The organism is Azoarcus sp. DN11, from assembly GCF_003628555.1.
Classification (GTDB): Bacteria; Pseudomonadota; Gammaproteobacteria; order Burkholderiales; family Rhodocyclaceae; genus Aromatoleum.
In genome coordinates this window covers 616,198-638,900 of record NZ_CP021731.1, presented here as the reverse complement: position 1 = coordinate 638,900, position 22,703 = coordinate 616,198, and the positions used below count along the sequence as shown (strand labels likewise).

The following is a 22,703-nucleotide window of genomic DNA, read 5'->3' as shown; positions in this document are numbered from 1 at the left end:
TACTCGGCCAACACGGCCTGTCTCTTGAAAGGAGGTGATCCAGCCGCACCTTCCGATACGGCTACCTTGTTACGACTTCACCCCAGTCATGAATCTCACCGTGGTAAGCGCCCTCCCGAAGGTTAAGCTACCTACTTCTGGTGAAACCCACTCCCATGGTGTGACGGGCGGTGTGTACAAGACCCGGGAACGTATTCACCGCAGCATGCTGATCTGCGATTACTAGCGATTCCGACTTCACGTAGTCGAGTTGCAGACTACGATCCGGACTACGATCGGCTTTAAGGGATTGGCTCCAGCTCGCGCTTTGGCAGCCCTCTGTACCGACCATTGTATGACGTGTGAAGCCCTACCCATAAGGGCCATGAGGACTTGACGTCATCCCCACCTTCCTCCGGTTTGTCACCGGCAGTCTCGCTAAAGTGCCCAACTTAATGATGGCAATTAGCGACAAGGGTTGCGCTCGTTGCGGGACTTAACCCAACATCTCACGACACGAGCTGACGACAGCCATGCAGCACCTGTGTCCTGGCTCCCGAAGGCACTCCCGCATCTCTGCAGGATTCCAGGCATGTCAAGGGTAGGTAAGGTTTTTCGCGTTGCATCGAATTAATCCACATCATCCACCGCTTGTGCGGGTCCCCGTCAATTCCTTTGAGTTTTAACCTTGCGGCCGTACTCCCCAGGCGGTCGACTTCACGCGTTAGCTGCGTCACTCAGTGAGTTACCTCTCCGAACGACTAGTCGACATCGTTTAGGGCGTGGACTACCAGGGTATCTAATCCTGTTTGCTCCCCACGCTTTCGTGCATGAGCGTCAGTATCGGCCCAGGGGGCTGCCTTCGCCATCGGTGTTCCTCCACATATCTACGCATTTCACTGCTACACGTGGAATTCCACCCCCCTCTGCCGTACTCTAGCCGTGCAGTCACAAGCGCAGTTCCCAGGTTAAGCCCGGGGATTTCACACCTGTCTTACACAACCGCCTGCGCACGCTTTACGCCCAGTAATTCCGATTAACGCTCGCACCCTACGTATTACCGCGGCTGCTGGCACGTAGTTAGCCGGTGCTTCTTCTGACAGTACCGTCATCCACCTCCCGTATTAGGGGAAGCGTTTTCTTTCCGTCTGAAAGAGCTTTACAACCCGAAGGCCTTCTTCACTCACGCGGCATGGCTGGATCAGGGTTGCCCCCATTGTCCAAAATTCCCCACTGCTGCCTCCCGTAGGAGTCTGGGCCGTGTCTCAGTCCCAGTGTGGCGGATCATCCTCTCAGACCCGCTACGGATCGTCGCCTTGGTAGGCCTTTACCCCACCAACTAGCTAATCCGACATCGGCCGCTCCAATCACGCGAGGTCTTGCGATCCCCCGCTTTCCCCCTCAGGGCGTATGCGGTATTAGCTACGCTTTCGCGTAGTTATCCCCCATGACTGGGCACGTTCCGATGCATTACTCACCCGTTCGCCACTCGCCGGCAGGCCGAAGCCCCCGCTGCCGTTCGACTTGCATGTGTAAAGCATGCCGCCAGCGTTCAATCTGAGCCAGGATCAAACTCTTAAGTTCAATCCAACAAAGCACTCAAAGAAATCATTACTGACTTACATCTGAGCACTCAATCTTTGCAACATTAAAACCGCCGAAGCAGTTCTCAGCCGCGCCAACCAAGCACCCACACTTATCGGTTGTCCAATTTTTTAAAGAACCGCTGCAGAAGCAGCGAGAAAGAGATTCTGACAAACTACCTCAACTTCGTCAAGCATCGCAGCAAACTTTTTTAAACCCGCCGCCGCCCTGACCACCTCTTTCCTGCCCCACCGCCGCCGCCGAAATCCGCCGCAGCGCTGAAGAGGCGCGAATTATATACACCTCAGAAAAACCGTCAAGCGCCCCCGGAAATAAAACCGCAATTCATTCGCTCTGATAAAAACCCGACCCGCCCGCGTAATTCTCGAAACGCGTGCATTCGCCGATAAAGGTCATGCGCACAGTTCCAGTCGGGCCGTTACGATGCTTGCCGATGATGAGTTCGGCCGTGCCCTTGTCGGGCGAGTCCGGGTTATAGACCTCGTCCCGGTAGATGAACATGATGATGTCCGCGTCCTGCTCAATGGCGCCCGATTCGCGCAGGTCCGACATCACCGGGCGCTTGTTGGGGCGCTGCTCGAGGCTCCGGTTGAGCTGGGACAGGGCGACGATGGGGACGTGCAGTTCCTTGGCGAGCGACTTGATCGAGCGCGAGATCTCGGACAGCTCGGCGGCGCGGTTGTCGCTCTCCTTGGTGCCGACCATGAGTTGCAGGTAGTCGATGACGATGAGGCCGAGCTTGCCGCATTGGCGCGAAAGGCGCCGCGCTCGGGCACGCAGGTCGATGGGGTTGAGGCCGGGCGTCTCGTCGATGAAGAGCGGGGCGTCGTAGAGTTTGCCCATCGCCATCGTGAGGCGCTGCCAGTCCTCGTCACCGAGCCGGCCGGTGCGGATCTTTCCCTGGTCGATGCGGCCAACCGAGGAGATGAAGCGGGTCGCGAGCTGGGTGCCGGGCATTTCCATCGAGAAGATCGCGACGGGCAGTTTGCAGTCGATGGCAACGTGCTCGGCGATGTTGAGCGCAAAGGTGGTCTTGCCCATCGCAGGACGGCCGGCGACGATGATCATGTCCGAGGGCTGGAGGCCGGACGTCTTGTCGTCGAGGTCAACCAGACCGGTCGGCACGCCCGTGACCTCCGAGGGGTTGTCGCGGTCGTAGAGCTCCTGCACGCGGTCGACGACCTGCTTGAGAATGGGCTGGATCGAGACAAAGCCGGTGGTGCTGCGGGCACTCGATTCGGCGATCTCGAAGACCTTGGCTTCCGCTTCGTCGAGCAGGGTCTTGGCGTCGCGGCCGGTCGCGCTGAGCGCGGACGCGGCGATCTCGTCGCCGACGCTCACGAGTTTGCGCAAGATCGCGCGCTCGCGGACGATTTCGGCGTAGCGGCGGATGTTGGCGGCCGATGGCGTGCCGTTGGCGATCTCCGCAAGATAGGCGAGCCCGCCGGCCTGCTCGGATTCGCCGTTTTTCTCGAGGGATTCGAAGACGGTGACGACGTCGGCAGGCTTGCCGAGGTCAAGCAGCTTGCTGATATGCCGGAAGATGCGTCGATGGTCGTCGCGATAGAAATCGGTTTCGCTGGCGAGATCGGCGACGCGCTCCCAGGCCTGGTTGTCGAGCAGAATGCCGCCAATCAGGGATTGCTCGGCTTCGAGCGAGTGCGGCGGGAGCTTGATTGCCGAGATCGCAGGATCACCGGAGTTTTCGAAGCGGCGCTTTTGAGTGGCCATCGGGGGCAGTCTTCGTGGAAGGCGAGTGCGGAATTCTACCGAAGCGGCAGGGGCGCTGAAAAAGGAAAGGGGCTGCCGAGGCAGCCCCTTTGGGTCGCGTTATCGCGGGCGAATTACTGTTCGCCGAGCACGGAAACGGTGACCGGGACGACGACGTCGTGGTGCAGGGCGACGTCGATCTGCACGTCGCCGATGGCCTTGATCGGGCCTTCCGGCATGCGGATCGCGCTGCGCTCGACCTTGAAGCCCTGGCCTTCCAGCGCTTCGGCGATGTCGATGTTGGTGACCGAGCCGAACAGGCGGCCGTCCATGCCAGCCTTGCGGGCGATCTGGAGCATCAGGCCTTCGAGCTTGGTGGCGATTTCCTGGGCCGCGGTGAGCTTCTCGGCCTGGGCCTTTTCGAGTTCGGCGCGCTTGGCTTCGAACTCGGCCATGTTGGACTGGGTCGCGCGCTTGGCCTTGCCTTGCGGGATCAGGAAGTTGCGGGCGTAGCCATCCTTGACCTTGACCACGTCGCCGAGGGTGCCGAGGTTGGCGACTTTTTCGAGCAGAATGATTTGCATGTCCGATCTCTCCTGATTACTTGTGCAGATCGGTGTAGGGCAGCAGGGCGAGGAAGCGGGCACGCTTGATCGCCGTCGACAGCTGACGCTGGTAGTGGGCCTTGGTGCCGGTGATGCGGGCCGGCATGATCTTGCTGTTTTCGGTGACAAAGTCCTTCAGGATGTCGACGTCCTTGTAGTCGACTTCCTCGATCTTCTCCGCGGTGAAGCGGCAGAACTTGCGACGCTTGAACAGGCCGCGGTTGCCGCGGTCATCCTTTTTCTTTGCAAACTTCTTGTTGAACGCCATTTTCGTTTCCTTCCAGAAATTCGATCTTGCTCAGGTGCAGTACCGGGCTCCGGCTGCGAAGACTCTTCGCAGCGAGAAATCCGGCGACCCTTATCCTCATGCCGGGGGATGCGCTGGCCAGAACGCCGGCCAGATCACCGACTGCCACCGCCTGCAGTTCCACCGAAACGTCGCGGACGAGGCCCGCTTCGATCTGTTTCGATTCGTGCGCGAGGCCGCATGCGGCGATCGGCACTCCTGCCGGGGTTCGACGCAGGGGCTGGAGTTCAGCGATCCGGGCGTCGAGGTGCAGCTGGTTGCTCCCCGAGTCGGCCACCTCAAGCGGATTCGGTCTCGGTCTTCGCTTCTTCCGCGGCGGGCGCGGCGGTCAGCGAGCGGGACTTTTCTTCCTTCATCATCGGCGACGGGGTGGTCACGGCGCCCTTCATCTTGACGACGAGGTGACGCAGGACGGCGTCGTTGAACTTGAAGGCGTGCTCGAGTTCGCTCAGCGCTTCGCCGTCGCACTCGATGTTCATGAGGACGTAGTGGGCCTTGTGCACCTTCTGGATCGGATAGGCCATCTGGCGGCGGCCCCAGTCTTCGAGGCGATGGATCTGGCCATTGCGGGCGGTGACGAGCGACTTGTAGCGCTCGATCATCGCCGGGACCTGTTCCGACTGGTCCGGGTGGACGATGAATACAACTTCGTAATGTCGCATGGAGACTCCTTGCGGTTGATGGCAGCTCCCCGGCATGCGGTCCGGTGGAGCAAGGGAAAGCCGGGAAGGATAGCAGGAAAAGCTTGACGGATCAAAGTGCGATGTTTAGGGCGTGCGGTTGTCGGGCGCCGTGCTGCTGATCCGGGCGTCCGGGCGGGGCTGGCCAGGGGCAGGCGTTCGCGGCCTGCGGCTTCCCGGATCGGAGTACGTCGCGGAGGCGTCGCGGCAAACTCGCCGGCTGCGCCGGCTCAGACATGCCGCGCCGTTCTTTCCTCCGCGACGTACTCCGATCCGGCGCTCTCGACAGCCCCTGGCCAGCCCCGCCCGGACACCCTCGCGTGGGTGAATGTCGACTGGCGTTTAGCGGGGGCGGGCGTCCCAGATTTTTTGCAGGCGCTTGACCGACATCGGCATGGGAGTCCTGAGTTCCTGGGCGAAGAGGCCGACGCGCAGTTCTTCGAGGAGCCAGCGGAACTCGTCGAGACTCGGGTCGCTGACGCCGGCCTTGCACTTGGCGAGATGTTCGCGCTCGAAGGGCTGGGCGAGGCTGCGCCAGTCGGCCTGCAGCTGGGCGTCGCGTGCGGGATTGTTGCGCAGCTTGTCGAGGCGTACGCCGGCGGCCTTGAGGTAGCGCGGGAAGTGGGCGAGGCGTTCCCAGGGGTAGGCGACGAGGAAGTCCTTGGGCATGAGTTCGCGGACCTGGCTCTGGAGGTCGGCGGCCGCTTCGGGGAAGCCCTTCATGCCAGTGAGGCGTTTCTGCAGCGCGGCGTGCTCGGCGATCAGCGTGGTCGCGAGGCGCATGAATTCCTGCGCGATGAGGGTGATGCGGGATTTGGCTTCGGTGCAGCGTTGCTCGAAGCTTGGGGCGTCGGTCGGCAGCGGGTCGAGCAGGCAGGTGCGTTCGAGGGTTGCGGCGACGAGTTGGGCCTTGAGTTCGGCTTCGGTGCCGAAGGGGATGAAGGCGAGCGCGAGGTCACGCAGGCCGGGCAGACGTTCGATGGCGCGGACCTGGTCCTTCAGGGTCAGGACGAAGAGGCGCGTGAGGCCTTTGCGGTGGACCTTGGCGGCTTCTTCGGGGGTGTCGTGGGGGCGCAGCGAGACGCTGTCGCCGTCGTCGTGCAGTGCGGGGAAACCGATGACTTCGCGGCCGGCGACTTTGACTTCGAGGAGTTCGGGCAGAGGGCCGAAGGTCCAGGCGGTGAAGCCGGCAAGTTGGGCGGAGGCAGGTTCGACAGCGGTTTTCGCTGGAGCGCCCTGCCCTTTCGTAGCCACGGGTGGCGGCGTTGGCGTTGCGGTCTTCGGCGCGGCCGTTTCCGGCATCGTGATCCGTGCGCCCCTGAATCGCTCGGCGACCTGATCGCGGAGTCGCGTGCGCAGCTCGGCGAGGTTGCGCGACTGGCCGAGCACGCGGCCGTGCTCGTCGATCACGCGGAAGTTCATGTAGCAGTGCGGATGGAGGTTTTCCGCGCGGAAGGACTCCATCGGGAGCTTGAGCGAGACGCGATCCTCGACGAAGCGTTGCAGGGCGCGCAGGAGCGGTTCGTCGGCATCCCATTCGCCGGCCTCATGGTGTTCCATGAAGGCGGTGGCGCTTTCGGCGACGGGTTGCAGGCGGTGGCGGTGCTTTTGGGGGACGGTGCGCAGCAGCGCCGCCACCTTTTCTTCCAGCAGGCCGGGCACGAGCCATTCGCAGCGGTTCGCGGGGATCTGGTTGAGCATCGCGAGCGGGACGGTGAGCGTGACGCCGTCGTCGGCTTCGCCGGGTTGGTGCAGGTAGGTGAGTTTGAGCTTCTGGCCGAGGACTTCGAAGTTCGCGGGGAAGCGGTCGGTGGTGATGCCTTCGGCCTCGTGGCGCATGAGCTGGTCGCGGCTCAGATACAGCAGCTTGGGCTCGGCCTTTTCGGCTTGTTTGCGCCACGCGTCGAAGCTCGCGAGATCGACGATGTCGGCGGGGAGCTTGGCGTCGTAGAAGGCGTGGATCAGTTCTTCGTCGACGAGCACGTCGGGGCGGCGCGATTTGTGTTCGAGGCGTTCGATCTCGGCGACGAGGCGGCGGTTGTGTTGCAGGAAGGGCATGCCGCGCGCGGGGCCTTCGGCGATCTCACCCTGGACGAGGCCTTCGCGAATGAGGAGTTCGCGGCACAGCTCGGGGTCGGTATCGCGATAGCCGATGCCGCGCTTCGGGTAGAGGACGAGGCCGTGCAGCGTGCCGCGCTCCCAGGCGCGCACGGCGCCGGAGGCTTTGGACCAGTGGGGCTCGAAGACCTGGCGCTTGACGAGGTGGGCGCCGACTTCTTCGAGCCATTCGGGCTCGATCTTCGCGAGACAGCGGCCGAAGAGGCGCGAGGTGTCAACGAGTTCGGCGCTGACGATCCATTTGCCGGCTTTCTTGGCAATCGCGGAGCCGGGATGCGGCCAGAACTTGATGCCGCGGGCGCCGAGGTAGCTGCCGGCCTGCGGGCCGCTGGCATCTTCGATCTTGCAGCCGACGTGGCCGAGGAGTCCGGCGAGCAGCGCCTTGTGGATCGCGTCGTAGTGGGCGGGCTGCTGGTTTTCCTTCCAGCCGTGTTCGGTGCACAGGGTGTGGAGCTGGGTGTGCACGTCGCGCCATTCGCGCAGGCGCATATAGGAAAGGTGGTGTTGCTTCGCCCACGCCTTCTGCTTGCTGCCGGTCTCGTGGCGAAGGACTTCGCCCCAGGCTTTCCAGAGGTTCCAGTACCAGAGGAATTCGGAGCGCTGGTCGCTCTCGCCGCCGCGGAACCTGGCGTGCGCCTGGTCGGCGGCGCCGGGGCTTTCGGGGTTGCGTTCGCGTGGATCCTGGGTCGACAGGGCGGCGGCGATGACCAGTACTTCGGTGAGGCAGGCGCGGTCGCGGGCGGCGAGGATCATGCGGCCGATCTTGGGGTCGACCGGGAGCTTCGCGAGTTCAACGCCGGAGGGCGTGAGTTCGCGCGCATCGTCGTCCGTGACGGCACCGAGCTCGGTGAGGAGTTGGTAGCCGTCGGCGATCATGCGCGGCAGCGGCGCATCGATGAAGGGGAAGTCTTCGACGGCACCGAGGCGCAGCGACTTCATGCGCAGGATCACGCCGGCGAGCGAGGAGCGCAGGATCTCGGGGTCGGTGTGCGCGGGACGCTTGCCGAGGTCGTCCTCGTCGTAGAGGCGGAAGCAGACGCCATCCATGACGCGGCCGCAGCGGCCAGCGCGCTGCTTCGCGGCGGACTGGGCGATCTTCTCGACCTGCAGTTGCTCGACCTTGTTGCGGTGCGAGTAGCGTTTTACACGCGCAAGGCCGGTGTCGACGACGTAGCGGATGCCGGGGACGGTGAGCGAGGTTTCGGCGACGTTGGTCGCGAGGACGACGCGGCGGCCGCGGCCGGGGGCGAACACCCTCGCCTGCTCCTGCGCGGACTGGCGAGCGTAGAGCGGCAGGATCTCGGTGCCGGAGGCGTGGTGGGCCTTGCGCAGCGCTTCGGCGGCTTCGCGTATTTCGCGCTCGCCGGGGAGGAACACCAGGGTGTCGCCGGGGCCGCTGCGGTGGGCTTCGTCGACAGCGTCCACGAGGGCATCGTAGAGGTCGCGGTCCTTGCGGCGGTCGGCGCCGGGACGGCGGGACTCCTGCGTGGGCGCGTCGTCGCTTTCGACCGGGCGGTAGCGCAACTCGATCGGGTAGAGGCGACCGGAGACTTCGATCACCGGCGCGGGCTTGCCGTCGGCGCCGGCGAAGTGGCGCGCGAAGCGGTCGGCGTCGAGCGTCGCGGAGGTGACGATGACTTTGAGGTCGGGGCGGCGCGGCAGCAACGTCCGGAGGTAGCCGAGCAGGAAGTCGATGTTGAGGCTGCGCTCGTGGGCCTCGTCGATGATCAGTGTGTCGTAGGCGGCGAGCGAGGGATCGCCCTGCGTCTCGGCGAGCAGGATGCCGTCGGTCATCAGCTTGATGCAGCTCGATTCGCTGAGACGGTCGGTGAAGCGAATCTTGTAGCCGACGGCCCGGCCAAGTTCGGATTTCAGCTCCTGGGCGATGCGGGTCGCGGTCGCGCGGGCGGCAAGCCGCCGCGGCTGGGTGTGGCCGATGAGGCCGGCGGCTCCACGGCCCAGCGCGAGGCAGATCTTGGGGAGCTGGGTGGTCTTGCCGGAGCCGGTTTCGCCGCAGACGATGACGACCTGATGGGCGGCGATCGCTTCGGCGATTTCGTCGCGCCTTTGCGTGACGGGGAGTTCGGCGGGGAAGTCGGGCTGCGGCAGGCGCGCCCGGCGTTCGGCGAGCGCGGCACGCGAGCGGGCGTGCAGGGCATCGAGATCCGCTTGCAGACGCTCGCGCCTTGCGCCCTGGTTGCGGCCGAGGTCACGCACGAGACGCCGCAGGCGCGGACGGTCGGCGGTGAGGCAATCGGAAAAATCGTCACCGCGCCGGCGCGCGTCGGCGTGGCGAGAGTCGGTTGCAGTCAATCTTTGTGGTCGTCGGAAGGCGCCAGCATCCGGCGACGCGGGCGGGCGGTTGAACGGCGAGGCCCCCGCGAAGGTCACTCACCGCGCGGAGAATGCGGCGATTATGCCAGAACGACGACTGGGCGCATGAGAGAGCCCGCGCTCCTGTCCCTATTCACCGGTCTCCCGGTCGCGTGCACCGACGCCGCTCCCCCGATCCGGGACCGAGTAACGACTTTCGGCACGGGCGGCCGGAAGGAGAGACCCTTCCCCGCCACGGGGAAGGGTCCCGACCCGCCGCGCTCAGCGCAGACCGATGATCATGCTCATTGCGAGCGCCAGCACGACCAGCAGCGCGCCCCAGGCGATGACGCCCGCGGTCAGCACGAAGGAGCCCATCAGGCGCGACTTGCTCCGGTCCTCGAGCTTGAAGAGCGGGTAGACGCCGTGATAGATCAGCGCCGCCGAGGCCACCCACGCAATCGCACCGATGATCCCGGCCGCCCACGCGGACGGGATGAACAGCGCGAGCGCGGAGAGCCACAAGGGCGTGGGCGCGACCGCCGCGAGGATGAAGGACTCGGAGTACGGCGGCTTGGCGTCCACGACGTCACCCATCTGCTGGATGATCGACGCCATCAGCGCAACCATCGCGAGTTCTGCAACGTAGAACGCGACTGCCGCGGCAAGCGCCTCACCGAGGCGGACCTCCGGCACCAGCTCCGGGAACACCGCGCCCGGTGTGACGAGCATCGAGTACAGGAGCATTGCCGGCGGGATCAGCGACATCGGCATCACGTACATCGTGAAGATCTTCGCGACGGTCGGATGCACCTGGATCAGGTCCTGCCAGCCTTCCGAATACGAGTACAGCATCTTGGGTAAGTTGTGCGTGTCCATGACGGCCTCCTTGTCCCCTCATTGAGACACCCGTTCGACCGGTTACACGCGGAAACGATCCCTGCCATCGGGCTTGCCCGCGTCGGCGCGGACCGCTACCGTGCGTGCCGTCACCTGTCGCCGCCCGTTCCGATGTCCCGACTCGAAGGTTTCCCGCCGATCGCCCTGCCGCACGCGCACACCCTGATCCTCGGCAGCATGCCGGGAGCGGCTTCGCTCGCGGCCGGCCAGTACTACGCCCATCCGCGCAACGGCTTCTGGCGCATCGTGTGCGAAGTGCTCGACATCGACCCGGCGCTGCCCTACGCGGAGCGTGCGCGGCTGCTCGCGGAGCGGGGCTACGCGCTGTGGGACGTCCTCGGCGCATGCCGGCGCAAGGGCAGCCTGGACGCGGACATCGAGCCGGAGTCGATGGAAGTGAACGATTTCGACGCCTTCTTCGGCACCCATCCGGACATCGCACGCGTGTTCCTCAACGGCACGACGGCGGCGACGCTCTTCAAGCGGCACGTCGCACCACGGCTCGCTGCGCACATCGCGTGGCAGCGGCTGCCTTCGACCAGCCCGGCCAACGCGTCGTACTCGCTCGCCGACAAACTCGCGACATGGCGGGAGATCGTGCGATGACGCGCAGCGCGAAGGTCGCGGTGATCGGCGGCGGGCCCGCCGGCCTGATGGCTGCCGAAATGCTCGCGGAGCGCGGGGTGGGCGTCGACGTGTATGACGCCATGCCCTCGCCGGGGCGCAAGTTCCTGCTGGCCGGCATCGGCGGGCTCAACCTGACGCATTCCGAGCCCTGCGCAGCCTTCCTCTCGCGCTACCGCGAGCGGGAGAGCGCCCTCGCGCCGATGCTCGCGCACTTCGGTGCCGCGGAACTGCGCGCCTGGGCGCACGCACTCGGCGTCGAGACCTTCGTCGGCAGCTCCGGCCGCGTCTTCCCCACGGAAATGAAAGCCGCCCCGCTGCTGCGCGCGTGGCTGCATCGCCTGCGCGCCGCGGGCGTGCGTCTGCATGTACGGCACCGCTGGCTCGGCTGGCAGGACGACAGCCGGCCGCCGACCGAGGGGCTGCGCTTCGCGACGCCCGACGGCGAGCAGCTCGTCGCAGCCGATGCCGTGATCCTCGCGCTGGGCGGTGCGAGTTGGGCGAAGCTGGGCTCGGACGGGGCGTGGTTGCCGTGGCTCACTGGTCGCGGCGTCGCGGTCGCGCCCTTGCAGCCGGCCAACTGCGGCTTCGACGTCGGCCAGCTCGCGGGCAACGGCACGCCGGGATGGAGCGAGCACTTCCGCGGCCGCTTCGTCGGCCAGCCGGTGAAATCGGTCGCGGCGCACTTCACCGACGCCCACTGCAAAACGTCCATGCGCGCAGGCGAGTGCATGATCTCCGCGAGCGGCATCGAGGGTGGCCTGATCTACGCGCTGTCGGCCCCGCTGCGCGACACGATCATGGCGACGGGTTCGGCCACGCTGCACCTCGACCTCGCCCCCGGCCGCAGCCTCGAACGGCTCAGCGAGGATCTGTCGCGTCCGCGCGGCGCGCGTTCGATGGCGAGCCACCTGCAGAGCAAGGCCGGCATCGAGGGCGTGAAGGCGGGCCTGCTGCGCGAATGCACGACGAAGGAGACATTCGCCGACCCGGCGCGGCTCGCCGCCGCCATCAAGGGCCTGCCCGTTCGCCTCGCCGCGCCGCGTCCGCTCGACGAGGCGATCAGCACGGCCGGCGGGGTGCGCTTCGAGGATCTCGACGAGCGCCTGATGGTGCGCGCCCTGCCCGGCCTCTTCTGCTGCGGCGAAATGCTCGACTGGGAAGCGCCGACCGGCGGCTACCTGCTCACGGCCTGCTGCGCGACCGGGCGTGCGGCGGGACTGGGTGCGGCCGACTGGCTCGATTGCGCGAAATGAAGTCCGCGGAGGAATCCGCTCAACCACGCCAGGCGCTGAACGCCACATAGCCCGCCCAGGCCATCAGCAGCGAGCCTGCAACGTGCACCACGGTATGCAGCGCGAACCATGCCCATTCGCCGCGCTGCGCGAGGTGCAGGCTTTCGGCGGAGAAGGTCGAAAACGTCGTGAGGCCGCCGAGGAAGCCGGTCGTGAGCAGCAGGCGCAGGGCCGGCGGCATTTCCGGCACGGCATGGATCCATGCCAGCGCCCCGCCCATCATCAGGCCGCCCAGCAGGTTCGCCGCCAGCGTGCCGAGCGGGATCGCCAGGAAGAGCGGGTTGAGCAGCAGGCCGAGGCCCCAGCGCAGCCACGCGCCGACCGCGGCACCGAAACCGATCGCCGCAAAGGCCGGCAGCGGGGCGAGAGGCGAGCTCATTGCGCCCCCTGTACGGGCACGGAGGCACGCGGGATGTCAGGCCGGCCGGGGCCGCAAGGGTTTGAACGGGAATGCATGGAGCGTCCGCAAGTTGGCAGTCGGCCGGAATTGTAGCCGAGCGGCGCGCCCGCGGCGGCGCCCGGAAGGCTCAATCGCCGCGCCGACGCGCTAAAATTGCGCGTTCATGCAATCTTGCCCTTTGAATCGAGGCTTTCCCCCGTGTCCGACACTCCGAAATCCGGTGCCGCCGCTGCCGCGCCCGCGAGCAACTTCATCCGCAACATCATCGACGAGGACATCCGGAGCAGCAAATGGGGCGGCCGGGTCGAGACCCGCTTCCCGCCCGAGCCGAACGGCTACCTGCACTACGGCCACGCCAAGTCGATCTGCCTGAATTTCGGCCTCGCGCAGAGCTACGGTGGCGTCTGCCACCTGCGCTTCGACGACACCAACCCCGAGAAGGAGGAGCAGGAGTACGTCGACTCGATCATTGAGGCGGTGAGCTGGCTCGGCTTCGACTGGGGCAAGCACCAGTACTTCGCGTCCGACTACTTCGACCGGATGTACGCGTGCGCGGAATACCTGATCGTCGCGGGCAAGGCCTACGTCGAGTCGCTGTCCGCCGAGGAGATGCGCGCCTACCGCGGCACCCTGACGGAAGCCGGGCGCGAGAGCCCCTACCGCAGCCGCAGCGTCGAGGAGAACCTCGACCTCTTCCGCCGCATGCGCGCCGGGGAATTCGCCGACGGCCAGCACGTGCTGCGCGCGAAGATCGACATGGCCTCGCCCAACATCAACCTGCGCGACCCGGCGATCTACCGCATCCGCAAGGCCCACCATCACCGCGCGGGCGACGCGTGGTGCATCTACCCGATGTACACCTTCGCGCACCCGATCGAGGACGCGATCGAAGGCATCACGCACTCCATCTGCACGCTGGAGTTCGAGGACCAGCGCCCCTTCTACGACTGGCTGCTCGACGCGCTCGCCACCGGCGGCTTTTTCCCCCGCCCGCTGCCGCAGCAGATCGAGTTCGCGCGCCTCAACCTGACCTACGTCGTGCTGTCGAAGCGCAAGCTGATCCAGCTCGTCGAGGAAGGCCACGTCGCCGGCTGGGACGACCCGCGCCTGCCGACGCTGATGGGTGCGCGCCGCCGCGGCTTCACGGCGGGGGGTTTCCGCCTGTTCGCGGAACGCATCGGCGTGACCAAGTCGGACACCTGGATCGACTTCAGCGTGCTCGAGGAATGCATGCGCGAGGACCTCAACGAGGCCGCCGAGCGCCGCGTCGCCGTGCTCGACCCGTTGAAGCTCGTGATCACGAACTACCCGGAAGGGCAGAGCGAGCTGTGCGAGGCGCCGAACCACCCGCTCAAGCCCGAGCTCGGCAAGCGCGAGATGCCTTTCTCGCGCGAGCTGTGGATCGAGCGCGAGGACTTCATGGAGACCCCGGTCAAGGGTTTCCACCGCCTCTATCCCGGCAACATGGCGCGGCTGCGCTACGGCTACGTCGTGAAATGCACGGGCTGCGATAAGGACGCCGACGGCAACGTGACGGCGGTGCTGTGCGAGTACCTGCCGGACACCAAGTCGGGCACGCCGGGCGCGGACAGCGTCAAGGTCAAGGGCAACCTGCACTGGGTGTCGGTCGAGCACGGTTACGCGGCCGAAGTGCGTCTCTACGACCGCCTCTTCGCCCATGCCTACCCCGGCAACCGCCGTGAAGGGGACCCGGAAGGCTTCGAGCGCAGCTTCCTCGACGACCTCAACTACGATTCCAAGCGCACGCTCCGCGCGGTGCTCGAACCGGCGCTGCGCAACGCGGCGCCCGAGGAGCGCTTCCAGTTCGAGCGCCACGGCTACTTCGTCGCCGACCGCGTCGATTCGCGGGCCGGAGCGCCAGTGTTCAACCGCACCGTGACGCTGAAGGACTCGTGGGCGAAGGCCAAGGGCTGACGCACGACCGCCCTCCTGCGCGGTTGCACGCGCCGTGCGAACGGCGGATCATCGATCCCGACATGCCGTTTGGAAACCGCGCAGGAGCCTCATGAAACCTTTCGTCCGACGCAGCCTGATCGTCCTTGTCGTCCTCGCCCTGGCCGGCGGGACGATCTGGTGGTTCACGCGGCCGAAGCCCATCCCGGTACGGCTCGTCGAGGTCGCGCGCGGCACCGTCGAGGCGACGCTGTCGAACACGCGCGCGGGCGAGATCGAAGCCTGTCAGCGCACCAAACTGTCGACGATCATCGGCGGGCGCATCGACTACCTCGGCGTCAAGGAAGGCGACCGCGTGCAGGCCGGGCAGGTGCTGCTGCGCTTGTGGAACGAGGACCAGGAGGCGCGTCTCGCGGTGAATCGCGCACAGCTGGAGACCGCGCGCAAGCGCGTGCAGGAAGCCTGTTCGCAGGCCGAGAACGCCGAGCGCGAAGCAGTGCGGCAGGAAGAGCTGTTCGAGCGCAAGTTCGTGTCGACCTCGCGCGTCGAGCAGGCCCGCACGGAAGCGCGCGCGCGCCGCGCCGCCTGTGACACTGCGCGCGCCGACACGCGCACGGCCGAGGCGCAGATCGCCGCCACCTCGACCGACCGCCAGCGCACGGTGCTGGTCGCGCCCTTTGCCGGCACCGTCGCCAAGATCACCGGCGAACTGGGCGAATTCTCGACGCCCTCGCCGCCGGGCGTGCCGACGCCGCCCGCGGTCGACCTCATCGACGACAGCTGCCTGTACGTGAAGGCGCCGATGGACGAGATCGACGCGCCGAAGATCCATCCCGGCCAGCCCACGCGTGTCACCCTCGATGCGCTGCCCGGCAAGATCTTCGAGGCGCGGGTGAAGCGCGTCGCGCCCTACATCACGGCCGTCGAGAAGCAGGCGCGCACGGTGGAAGTCGACATCGATTTCGCCCGTCCCGAAGAGGCCAGGGGCCTGCTCGTCGGCTACAGCGCCGACGCCGAGATCGTGCTGGCCGTGCGGGAGAATACGCTGCGCGTGCCGACCTCGACGCTGCGCGAAGGCAATCACGTGCTGGTGTATCGCGCAGACGACGGGCGGCTGGAAGAGCGCGTGATCAAGACCGGCGTCGCGAACTGGGAGTTCACCGAAGTGCTCGACGGCCTCGCGGAAGGCGATCGCATCGTCGCCTCGCTCGAACGCGAGGGCGTGAAGGCCGGCGCGCGGGTGCGGCCGGAAGACGGGGCCGGCCCCGCGCGCTGAGGCGATCATGGCGCAGATCGAACTCACCGGCATCGAGCGCGTCTTCATGCTGGGCGACAGCGAAGTCCATGCGCTGCACGAACTGAGCGTGTCGATCGACAGCGGGGAATATGTCGCTGTGATGGGCCCGTCGGGCTCGGGCAAGTCGACGCTGCTGAACCTCCTCGGCCTGCTCGACCGCCCCAATGCCGGCACCTACCGCCTCGAAGGACGCGACGTGACGACGCTCTCGCCCGACGAACAGGCCGAGGTGCGGCGCACCCGCATCGGCTTCGTGTTCCAGAGCTTCCATCTCGTGCCGCGCCTCACGGCCGCCGAGAACGTCGCGCTGCCGCTGATGCTCGCCGGCATCCCGCCTGCCGAACGCCATGCACACGTCGCGCAGGCGCTGAAGGATTTCGGTCTGGAAACGCGCGCGCACCACCGGCCCGACGAACTTTCCGGCGGCCAGCGCCAGCGCGTCGCGATCGCGCGGGCGACGATCATGCGTCCGGCGGTGATCCTCGCCGACGAACCGACCGGCAACCTCGACCGCTCGACCGGGCAGGACGTCACGCATCTGCTCGAAGAACTCAACGCCGCCGGCGTGACCCTGATCGTCGTCACTCACGACCCCGTCATGGGCGGCCGCGCGCGCCGGCGCCTGATGATGGAAGACGGCCGCCTGCTGCACGACGTCCGCGAGCCCGCCCCCGTGCCATGAAACCACCCCCACGCTCGCGTTACTCGCTGCCCCCCGGGGGGGGCGCAGGCCCCCCTTGGGGCGGCCCGGCGGGAGGCCTGATGACCCCCGCCGACACGCTTCGCTTCGCGACCCGCGCCGCCTCGGGCTACCCGCTGCGCACCGCGCTGATGGTGCTGGCGATGTCGATCGGCGTGGCGGCGGTGGTCGTGCTCACGGCGCTCGGCGACGGCGCGCGGCGCTACGTCGTCAACGAATTCTCGGCGCTCGGCAGCAACCTCGTGATCGTGCTCCCGGGGCGCACCGCGACCGGCGGTTTCGGGCTGGGCAACCTCGTCACCAGCACCCCGCGCGACCTCACCGTGCGCGATGCCCAGGCGCTGCTGCGCGCGCCGCTGGTCACGCGCATGGCGCCGCTGTCGGTGGGCAACTCCGAGATCGCCTGGGGCGGACGCCTGCGCGAGGCGATGGTCGTCGGCACCAGCGGCGACTACGTCGACATCCGCGCCTTCCGCATGGCCGAAGGCAGCTTCCTGCCGCGCGAGGATCTGGGCCGCGCCACGGCGGTGGCCGTGCTCGGCACGAAGATCCGCGACGAGATCTTCGGCAGCGAACCGGCCATCGGGCGCATCGTGCGCGTCGGCGACCGGCGCCTGCGCGTGATCGGCGTGCTCGCCAAGACCGGCCAGGGGCTGGGCATGAACACCGACGAACTGGTGTTCCTGCCGGTCGCCACGGCACAGGCGATGTTCAACACCAACAACCTCTTCCGCATCATCGTCGAGGCGCGCAGCCGCGAGGCGATCGGGCCGGCGAAGCAGCAGCTCGAGCAGATCATGCGCCTGCGCCGCGACGGCGAGCTCGACGTCACGCTCATCACGCAGGACGCCGTGCTCGGCACCTTCGATCGCATCCTCGGTGCGCTGACGCTGGCGGTCGCGGGGATCGCGGCGATCAGCCTCGCGGTCGCCGGCATCCTCGTGATGAACGTGATGCTGGTCGCGGTGACGCAGCGCACCGCAGAGATCGGCCTGCTCAAGGCGCTCGGCGCGACCGGCCGCAACATCCGCCTCGCCTTCCTCACCGAGGCCGCGCTGCTGTCGCTCGCGGGTGCGATCACCGGGTTTGCGCTCGGTCACCTCGGCGCCTGGGGGCTGCGCCTCGCCTTCCCCGTGCTGCCCGCCTGGCCGCCCGACTGGGCCGTGTTCGCCGGCATCGGCACGGCGCTCACGACCGGCATCCTGTTCGGCGTGATGCCCGCACGGCGCGCCTCCCGCCTCGACCCCGTGCAGGCCCTGTCCCGGCGATGAGCCTGCACGACTTCCTCCAGCTCGCGCTGCGCTCGCTCCTCGCCCACCGGCTGCGCAGCTTCCTCACGCTGCTAGGCATCGGCGTCGGCATCGCCGCGGTGATCCTGCTGACCTCTATCGGCGAGGGCCTGCACCGCTTCGTGCTCAACGAGTTCACGCAGTTCGGCACCAACATCATCGAAGTCACCCCCGGCCGGCAGGGCGCGCGCGGCGGACCGCCGGGGCTGCCGAGCACCGCCCGCCAGCTCACCCTCGACGACGCCCTCGCGCTCGAACGTGTGCCCCACGTCACCGCCGTGACGCCCATCGTGTGGGGCAACTCGGATGTCGAAGGCGCGGGCCGCGTGCGCCGCACCAGCGTGTATGGCGTCGGCCCCGAGATGCAGCGCATCTTCTCGATGCACGTGCGCGTCGGGCGCTTCCTGCCGCCCGACGACCCCAACGGTGCGCGCGCCTTCGTCGTGCTCGGCGCCAAGCTCAAGCACGAACTCTTCGGCAACGCCAACGCGCTGGGCGAACGCCTGCGCATCGGCGGCGAACGCTATCGCGTCATCGGCGTGATGGAGGAGAAAGGCCAGTTCCTCGGCGTCGACCTCGACGACACCGCCTACATCCCGACCTCGCGCGCGCTGTCGCTCTACAACCGCGAAGGGCTGATCGAGATCAACGTCACCTACGAGGAAGCCGTGCCCGCGTCGCGCGTCACCCCCGGCATCCGCAAGGTGCTGGTCGCGCGCCACGGCCAGGACGACGTCACATTGACGACCCAGGAAGACATGCTCGCTCGCCTGTCGAACATCCTCGGCATCCTCACCGCGGCCGTCGGCGCGCTCGGCGGCATCTCGCTGCTGGTCGGCGCGGTGGGCATCGTCACGATCATGACCATCGCCGTCACCGAGCGCACCAACGAGATCGGCCTGCTGGTGGCGCTCGGCGCACGGCGGGCGACGATCCTGCGGCTCTTTCTTGCGGAAGCGGTCGCGCTCGCGGCGATCGGCGGGGTATTCGGGCTGCTGGTCGGGAGCGCCATCGCGCAGTTCGTCGGCCTGCTGGTTCCCGCGCTGCCGGTGCACACGCCCTGGCATTTCGTGGCCGCCGCCGAATCGACCGCGGTGGTGATTGGCCTCCTGGCCGGCGTGCTGCCCGCGATCCGCGCGGCACGCCTCGACGCGGTCGAAGCGCTGCGGGCCGAATAACCATTCGTTCAGAACGGGAATTCTTGCGCCAGATCAAGATTGCGCGATTCGCGCGAGCAGCACCGAAAAATGCCGACTAGATTGAAGGGACGAGAATTGGACCCTTGTGCATAACCGCATCGAAGGAGTACGCCATGACTTTCCTCGACTCGCCGATCGGCCGCTGCGAAGCGGTTCGGGAAATGGTGCTGCTGGATGAAACGCAGGCAGAGTGCGCGTGCGAACACGGCTGCGCAGATGACTGCGACTGCCCGCTGAAGGGCTGGTTTACCGAGCAGTCGGGCGTCAGCGATCCCGCCAGGCTGCCGGCCAGGCGTGCACCGCGACGCCGTCGCAGCGCCGCCAAGCCGACGCCGCTGAAGCCGCGTGCGCAGGCGTCAAAACCGCTCGTCTTCGCGGAGAAAGCGCCATTGCCCGAGCGGAAGGTCGCCTAGCCGGACGCGCCCGATGCGGATGCGCTTGAGGCCGACCACCTTCAGGCCGACCAGCTCGCACATGCGCCGGATCTGACGCTTGCGGCCTTCGCGCAGCACGAAGCGCAGCTGGTCCGCGTTGATCCACTCGACCTTGGCGCGCCGCAGCTTGCGGCCGTCGAGTTCGAGGCCGTGGTTGAGCAGCGCGAGCCCGCGCTCGTCGAGTTCGCCTTCGACGCGCACGAGGTACTCCTTGTCCACCTCCGAGTCGTCGCCGATCAGCTGGCGCGCGATACGGCCGTCCTGCGTCAGCACCAGCAGGCCGGTCGAATCGATGTCGAGACGCCCTGCCGGGGCGAGGCCCTTGAGGTGCGAGAAGTCGAAAGGCTGCGCGGTGTCGCGGTCGAACTGGTTCGCCGCGCCGATCAGCGACACGGCCGGCTCATAGCCCGGCTCCGGCTGGCCGGAGACGTAACCGACCGGCTTGTGCAGCAGGATCGTCACGCGTTCGGACTGGCGCCGGCGCGCCTGCGACGCGAGCGTGATCTCGGCGTTCGGGTCGATGCGCGTGCCGAGTTCCGACACACACTGTCCCTCCACGAACACCCAGCCTCGTTCGATGAATTCATCTGCCTCGCGGCGCGAGCACAGACCGCGCTCGGCCATCACCTTCGACAGGCGCACGCCTTCGGCGGCGGCCGTCGCAGCGGCGCCGTCCCGGACTTCCGGTCGAGCCGCGGGGCGGCTCCCCTCGCGGCGGGCGACGGATTGACCTTCCGGCCTCGGCCCCGCCTTGCGCGCGGGACGCCCGCCAGCGGGCGCCGCTGCGGCAGGGCCGACGTCCTTGCGCTGCCGACGCGCGTCCTTGCCGCGCCCGGCCTCCTCGCGCCCGCCTTCCTTCCTGGCGCGCGGCCCCTCCTCACCCTGCGGCGCGGACGGCCGTGTCGCCGCGATCGCCTTCGCATAGCCGGGCTGGAAGCGCGCACGCACGCCGGGCCGGCGGGGCGCGTCGGCGGCTAGAGCATCACCCGCCCGCTTGACCCCCAGCGTGCGGCGCGGCGCGGCGGCGTCTTCCTGCGGGGGGACCTCTCCGGGCGTGCCGGCTTCCTTCGAGCGCTTCATGGTCGCAATCCGGGTCACGGGCGCGCCCGCGCACGGCACGGACGAACCCTTCAAAAAACAATGCCCGGCATCGCCGGGCGCAACGTATTTCAGTATATCGGCTGCCCGCGCCGGCTTCCAGCAGCCGGATCGCGGGTATTGCGGCACGCGCGGCGGCGTTTCACTAGGCGAAATCACCCCGCACGGCTAGAATGCGCGCAATTGCAATTCCCATGGCGGCCGCGTGAGCACCAACACCCCCACCGAAACCAAGAATCCGATCCAGGTCGTCGAGCGCATGATGAAGCTCCTCGACGTGCTGGCACGGCACCCCGATCCGGCCGCGCTCAAGCAGATCGCGCTCGAGACCGGCCTGCACCCCTCCACGGCACACCGGATCCTCAGCGCAATGGCGCAAAGCGGCTTCGTCGAGCGCGGCGAAGGCGGCACCTACCGCCTGGGAATCCGCCTGCTGGAACTCGGCAGCCTGGTGAAGTCGCGCATCTCGCTGCGCGAAACCGCGATGCCGGCGATGCTCAGGCTGCATGCGGCCACCGGTGAGAGCGTCAACCTCGGCATCCGCACCGGTGACGAGATCGTCTACGTCGAGCGCACCTCCAGTGGCCGCTCGGCCGTGCGCGTCGTGCATATCGTCGGCGCCCGCGCGCCCTTGCATACGACGGCCACCGGCAAGCTCTTCCTCGTCGAGGACGGGATGGAACGGGTGCGCGACTACGCCCGCCGCACCGGTCTGCCCGGATCGACGCCGGCCTCACTCACCGAAATCGCGACGCTGGAGAAGGAACTCGACAAGGTCCGCCGCCACGGCGTGGCTTTCGACCTGGAAGAAGTGGAGATCGGCGTGCGCTGCATCGCCGCGGGCGTGCGTGACGACAGCGGCGAACTCATCGCGGGCCTGTCGGTATCGACGCCCTCCGAACGCTTCAATCCCGACCGCGCCCCGCTCGTACGCGAGGCCGCCGACGAGATTTCCCGCGCCCTCGGCTACGTCAAGCGCAACGCACGCTGAACGCGGCCCCGGCGCAGCCGGGGTCCGCATCCTGACAAGCGCTCAGATGTTTTCCTTGCCGGTTGCCACTGCCAAGCGCTGCGGGCCGGCGGCTTCAAGCCATTTCTTGATCCGCACGGCGTCGGCCGTGCGCGAATAGCGCCCCTCCGAATCCATCAGCACGAAGATCACCGGCTGGCTCATCAGCCACGCCTGCATGACGAGGCAGCGCCCCGCCTCGCGGATGTAGCCGGTCTTCTGCACACCGATCTCCCAATCCGGGCTGCGCACCAGCGAATTGGTGTTGCCGAAGCGGTGCACGCGCGAGCCGATCTGCACGTAACGCTCGGACGTGGTCGAGAACTCGCGGATCAGCGGATAGGTCGACGCGGCCGACACCATGCGCGCGAGATCGTGCGGGCTCGAGACGTTTGCGGGCGTGAGGCCGGTCGGATCGCTGAAGTGCGTGTCGGTCAGGCCTATCATGCGCGCCTTGACGTTCATCGCCGCGACGAAGGCCGCCTCGCCGCCCGGATAGTGGCGCGCGAGCGAGGAAGCGGCACGGTTTTCCGACGACATCAGGGCGAGATGCAGCATCTCCTCGCGCGACAGACGGGTACCCAGCGACAGCCGCGAGCCCGTGCCCTTCAGCGTGTCGATGTCGCCCTCGGAGATCGTGATCTCCTCGGCGAGGCTCTGGCCCCCGTCGAGCACGACCATCGCAGTCATCAGCTTGGTGATCGAGGCGATGGGCAGCACGGAATCACTCTTCTTCTCGAGGATCACGTGGCCGGTGTTCTGGTTCATGACGAGGAAGGCCGTCGAGCGCAGGTGCGGCAGGCCCGCGGCGTCGAGCTGCAGCGGCGCGCTGTTCACCGCGGCATCGTGGGCGGCAGCATCGTGGCGCAGCGACACCTTGACCCGGCGGGCCTGGTGATGATGCGCAGCGGCCTTGCGGCTCACGCGCTTCTTCACCGATTTCTTCGCGGGCGCGCTGACCGAGCGCTTGGAGGATTTCTTGACAGTCTTCGTCGCGGTCCCTTCGGAACCGGACGCAGCCGCCCTCGTGGCGGCCGCAGCGGGGAGGCTCCAACCCGCCTGCATCATCGCGAGACTGATCATCGCGATCGCCAGATTACGGAATTTCATCTTGTGGCCTGAAACAAAGGAAACAAAAAGGGGGAGTACGTCAGCTCAGGTACTATTCTTATACAAATTAGGCAGATATCAAGTCTTTTTGATGTTCTTCGCGAGAAATTTATTACA

General features: G+C 67.0%; 20 protein-coding genes and 1 rRNA gene. 10 read left to right on the top strand and 11 right to left on the bottom strand.

Annotated elements, in window-relative coordinates; translation table 11 throughout:
* Positions 1-27 precede the first annotated feature (27 nt).
* The 8 genes from CDA09_RS02840 to CDA09_RS02805 form a co-directional block, all read right to left on the bottom strand.
* Positions 28-1,563: ribosomal RNA gene (locus CDA09_RS02840) — 16S ribosomal RNA — on the bottom strand.
* Positions 1,564-1,908: 345 nt separating this feature from the next.
* Positions 1,909-3,315, bottom strand: coding sequence for a replicative DNA helicase (gene dnaB, locus CDA09_RS02835; RefSeq protein WP_121427238.1), 1,407 nt, complete (start codon positions 3,313-3,315; stop codon positions 1,909-1,911).
* 113 nt (positions 3,316-3,428) lie between these two features.
* Positions 3,429-3,878 (bottom strand): 50S ribosomal protein L9, encoded by a 450-nt coding sequence (rplI, locus tag CDA09_RS02830; RefSeq protein ID WP_121427237.1) that lies wholly within the window; start codon positions 3,876-3,878, stop codon positions 3,429-3,431.
* Positions 3,879-3,894: 16 nt separating this feature from the next.
* Positions 3,895-4,167, bottom strand: coding sequence for a 30S ribosomal protein S18 (gene rpsR, locus CDA09_RS02825; protein WP_018991787.1), 273 nt, complete (start codon positions 4,165-4,167; stop codon positions 3,895-3,897).
* Positions 4,130-4,483: a primosomal replication protein N gene (priB, locus tag CDA09_RS02820; RefSeq protein ID WP_121427236.1), complete on the bottom strand. Its 354-nt coding sequence runs from the start codon at positions 4,481-4,483 to the stop codon at positions 4,130-4,132. The genes rpsR and priB overlap by 38 nt, the downstream gene beginning before the upstream one ends.
* A gap of 1 nt (position 4,484) precedes the next feature.
* Complete coding sequence (gene rpsF, locus CDA09_RS02815; RefSeq protein WP_121427235.1) at positions 4,485-4,868, bottom strand: 30S ribosomal protein S6; 384 nt, start codon at positions 4,866-4,868, stop codon at positions 4,485-4,487.
* Positions 4,869-5,228: 360 nt separating this feature from the next.
* Positions 5,229-9,317 (bottom strand): ATP-dependent RNA helicase HrpA, encoded by a 4,089-nt coding sequence (gene hrpA, locus CDA09_RS02810; RefSeq protein ID WP_121427234.1) that lies wholly within the window; start codon positions 9,315-9,317, stop codon positions 5,229-5,231.
* A gap of 282 nt (positions 9,318-9,599) precedes the next feature.
* Positions 9,600-10,196, bottom strand: a complete 597-nt coding sequence (locus CDA09_RS02805) for a Yip1 family protein (RefSeq protein ID WP_121427233.1) — start codon at positions 10,194-10,196, stop codon at positions 9,600-9,602.
* A gap of 132 nt (positions 10,197-10,328) precedes the next feature.
* Between CDA09_RS02805 and CDA09_RS02800 the strand changes: the two genes are divergently transcribed.
* Both CDA09_RS02800 and CDA09_RS02795 read left to right on the top strand, forming a co-directional pair.
* Positions 10,329-10,823 (top strand): DNA-deoxyinosine glycosylase, encoded by a 495-nt coding sequence (locus CDA09_RS02800; protein ID WP_121427232.1) that lies wholly within the window; start codon positions 10,329-10,331, stop codon positions 10,821-10,823.
* Positions 10,820-12,097: a TIGR03862 family flavoprotein gene (locus tag CDA09_RS02795; RefSeq protein WP_121427231.1), complete on the top strand. Its 1,278-nt coding sequence runs from the start codon at positions 10,820-10,822 to the stop codon at positions 12,095-12,097. Before CDA09_RS02800 ends, CDA09_RS02795 begins: the two co-directional genes overlap by 4 nt.
* Positions 12,098-12,116: 19 nt before the next feature.
* Here CDA09_RS02795 and crcB read toward each other — a convergent pair whose 3' ends face one another.
* Positions 12,117-12,515 (bottom strand): fluoride efflux transporter CrcB, encoded by a 399-nt coding sequence (gene crcB / locus CDA09_RS02790; RefSeq protein ID WP_121427230.1) that lies wholly within the window; start codon positions 12,513-12,515, stop codon positions 12,117-12,119.
* A gap of 219 nt (positions 12,516-12,734) precedes the next feature.
* Here crcB and CDA09_RS02785 point away from each other — a divergent pair, with 219 nt between their 5' ends.
* The 6 genes from CDA09_RS02785 (at position 12,735) to CDA09_RS02760 (ending at position 19,348) form a co-directional block, all read left to right on the top strand.
* Positions 12,735-14,471: a glutamine--tRNA ligase/YqeY domain fusion protein gene (locus CDA09_RS02785; protein WP_121427229.1), complete on the top strand. Its 1,737-nt coding sequence runs from the start codon at positions 12,735-12,737 to the stop codon at positions 14,469-14,471.
* 91 nt (positions 14,472-14,562) lie between these two features.
* Positions 14,563-15,726 (top strand): efflux RND transporter periplasmic adaptor subunit, encoded by a 1,164-nt coding sequence (locus CDA09_RS02780; protein WP_121427228.1) that lies wholly within the window; start codon positions 14,563-14,565, stop codon positions 15,724-15,726.
* Between the two features lie 7 nt (positions 15,727-15,733).
* Positions 15,734-16,429 carry an ABC transporter ATP-binding protein gene (locus CDA09_RS02775; protein WP_121427227.1) on the top strand — a complete coding sequence of 232 codons (696 nt, stop codon included), beginning with the start codon at positions 15,734-15,736 and terminating at the stop codon, positions 16,427-16,429.
* Between the two features lie 80 nt (positions 16,430-16,509).
* Positions 16,510-17,718 carry an ABC transporter permease gene (locus tag CDA09_RS02770; protein ID WP_121427226.1) on the top strand — a complete coding sequence of 403 codons (1,209 nt, stop codon included), beginning with the start codon at positions 16,510-16,512 and terminating at the stop codon, positions 17,716-17,718.
* The gene (locus tag CDA09_RS02765) at positions 17,715-18,914 is read left to right on the top strand and encodes an ABC transporter permease (protein ID WP_121427225.1); all 1,200 of its coding nucleotides are present in this window, start codon (positions 17,715-17,717) and stop codon (positions 18,912-18,914) included. Before CDA09_RS02770 ends, CDA09_RS02765 begins: the two co-directional genes overlap by 4 nt.
* A gap of 134 nt (positions 18,915-19,048) precedes the next feature.
* A complete protein-coding gene (locus tag CDA09_RS02760; protein WP_121427224.1) occupies positions 19,049-19,348 on the top strand; it encodes a hypothetical protein in 300 nt (99 codons plus the stop codon).
* On the opposite strand, the gene CDA09_RS02755 is transcribed toward CDA09_RS02760, so the two are convergent.
* Positions 19,292-20,449, bottom strand: a complete 1,158-nt coding sequence (locus tag CDA09_RS02755; protein WP_286164360.1) for a pseudouridine synthase — start codon at positions 20,447-20,449, stop codon at positions 19,292-19,294. The two genes, CDA09_RS02760 and CDA09_RS02755, sit on opposite strands and share 57 nt — an antisense overlap.
* Between CDA09_RS02755 and CDA09_RS23095 the strand changes: the two genes are divergently transcribed.
* Together CDA09_RS23095 and CDA09_RS02750 are read left to right on the top strand one after the other, a co-directional pair.
* Positions 20,448-20,639, top strand: a complete 192-nt coding sequence (locus CDA09_RS23095) for a hypothetical protein (protein ID WP_128106527.1) — start codon at positions 20,448-20,450, stop codon at positions 20,637-20,639. The genes CDA09_RS02755 and CDA09_RS23095 overlap by 2 nt on opposite strands.
* A gap of 87 nt (positions 20,640-20,726) precedes the next feature.
* Entirely contained in the window at positions 20,727-21,458 is a 732-nt protein-coding gene (locus CDA09_RS02750) for an IclR family transcriptional regulator (protein WP_286164478.1), read from the top strand.
* Positions 21,459-21,500: 42 nt separating this feature from the next.
* On the opposite strand, the gene CDA09_RS02745 is transcribed toward CDA09_RS02750, so the two are convergent.
* On the bottom strand, positions 21,501-22,586 hold the full coding sequence (locus tag CDA09_RS02745; RefSeq protein ID WP_121427222.1) for a serine hydrolase: 1,086 nt from the start codon (positions 22,584-22,586) through the stop codon (positions 21,501-21,503).
* Positions 22,587-22,703: the final 117 nt, after the last annotated feature.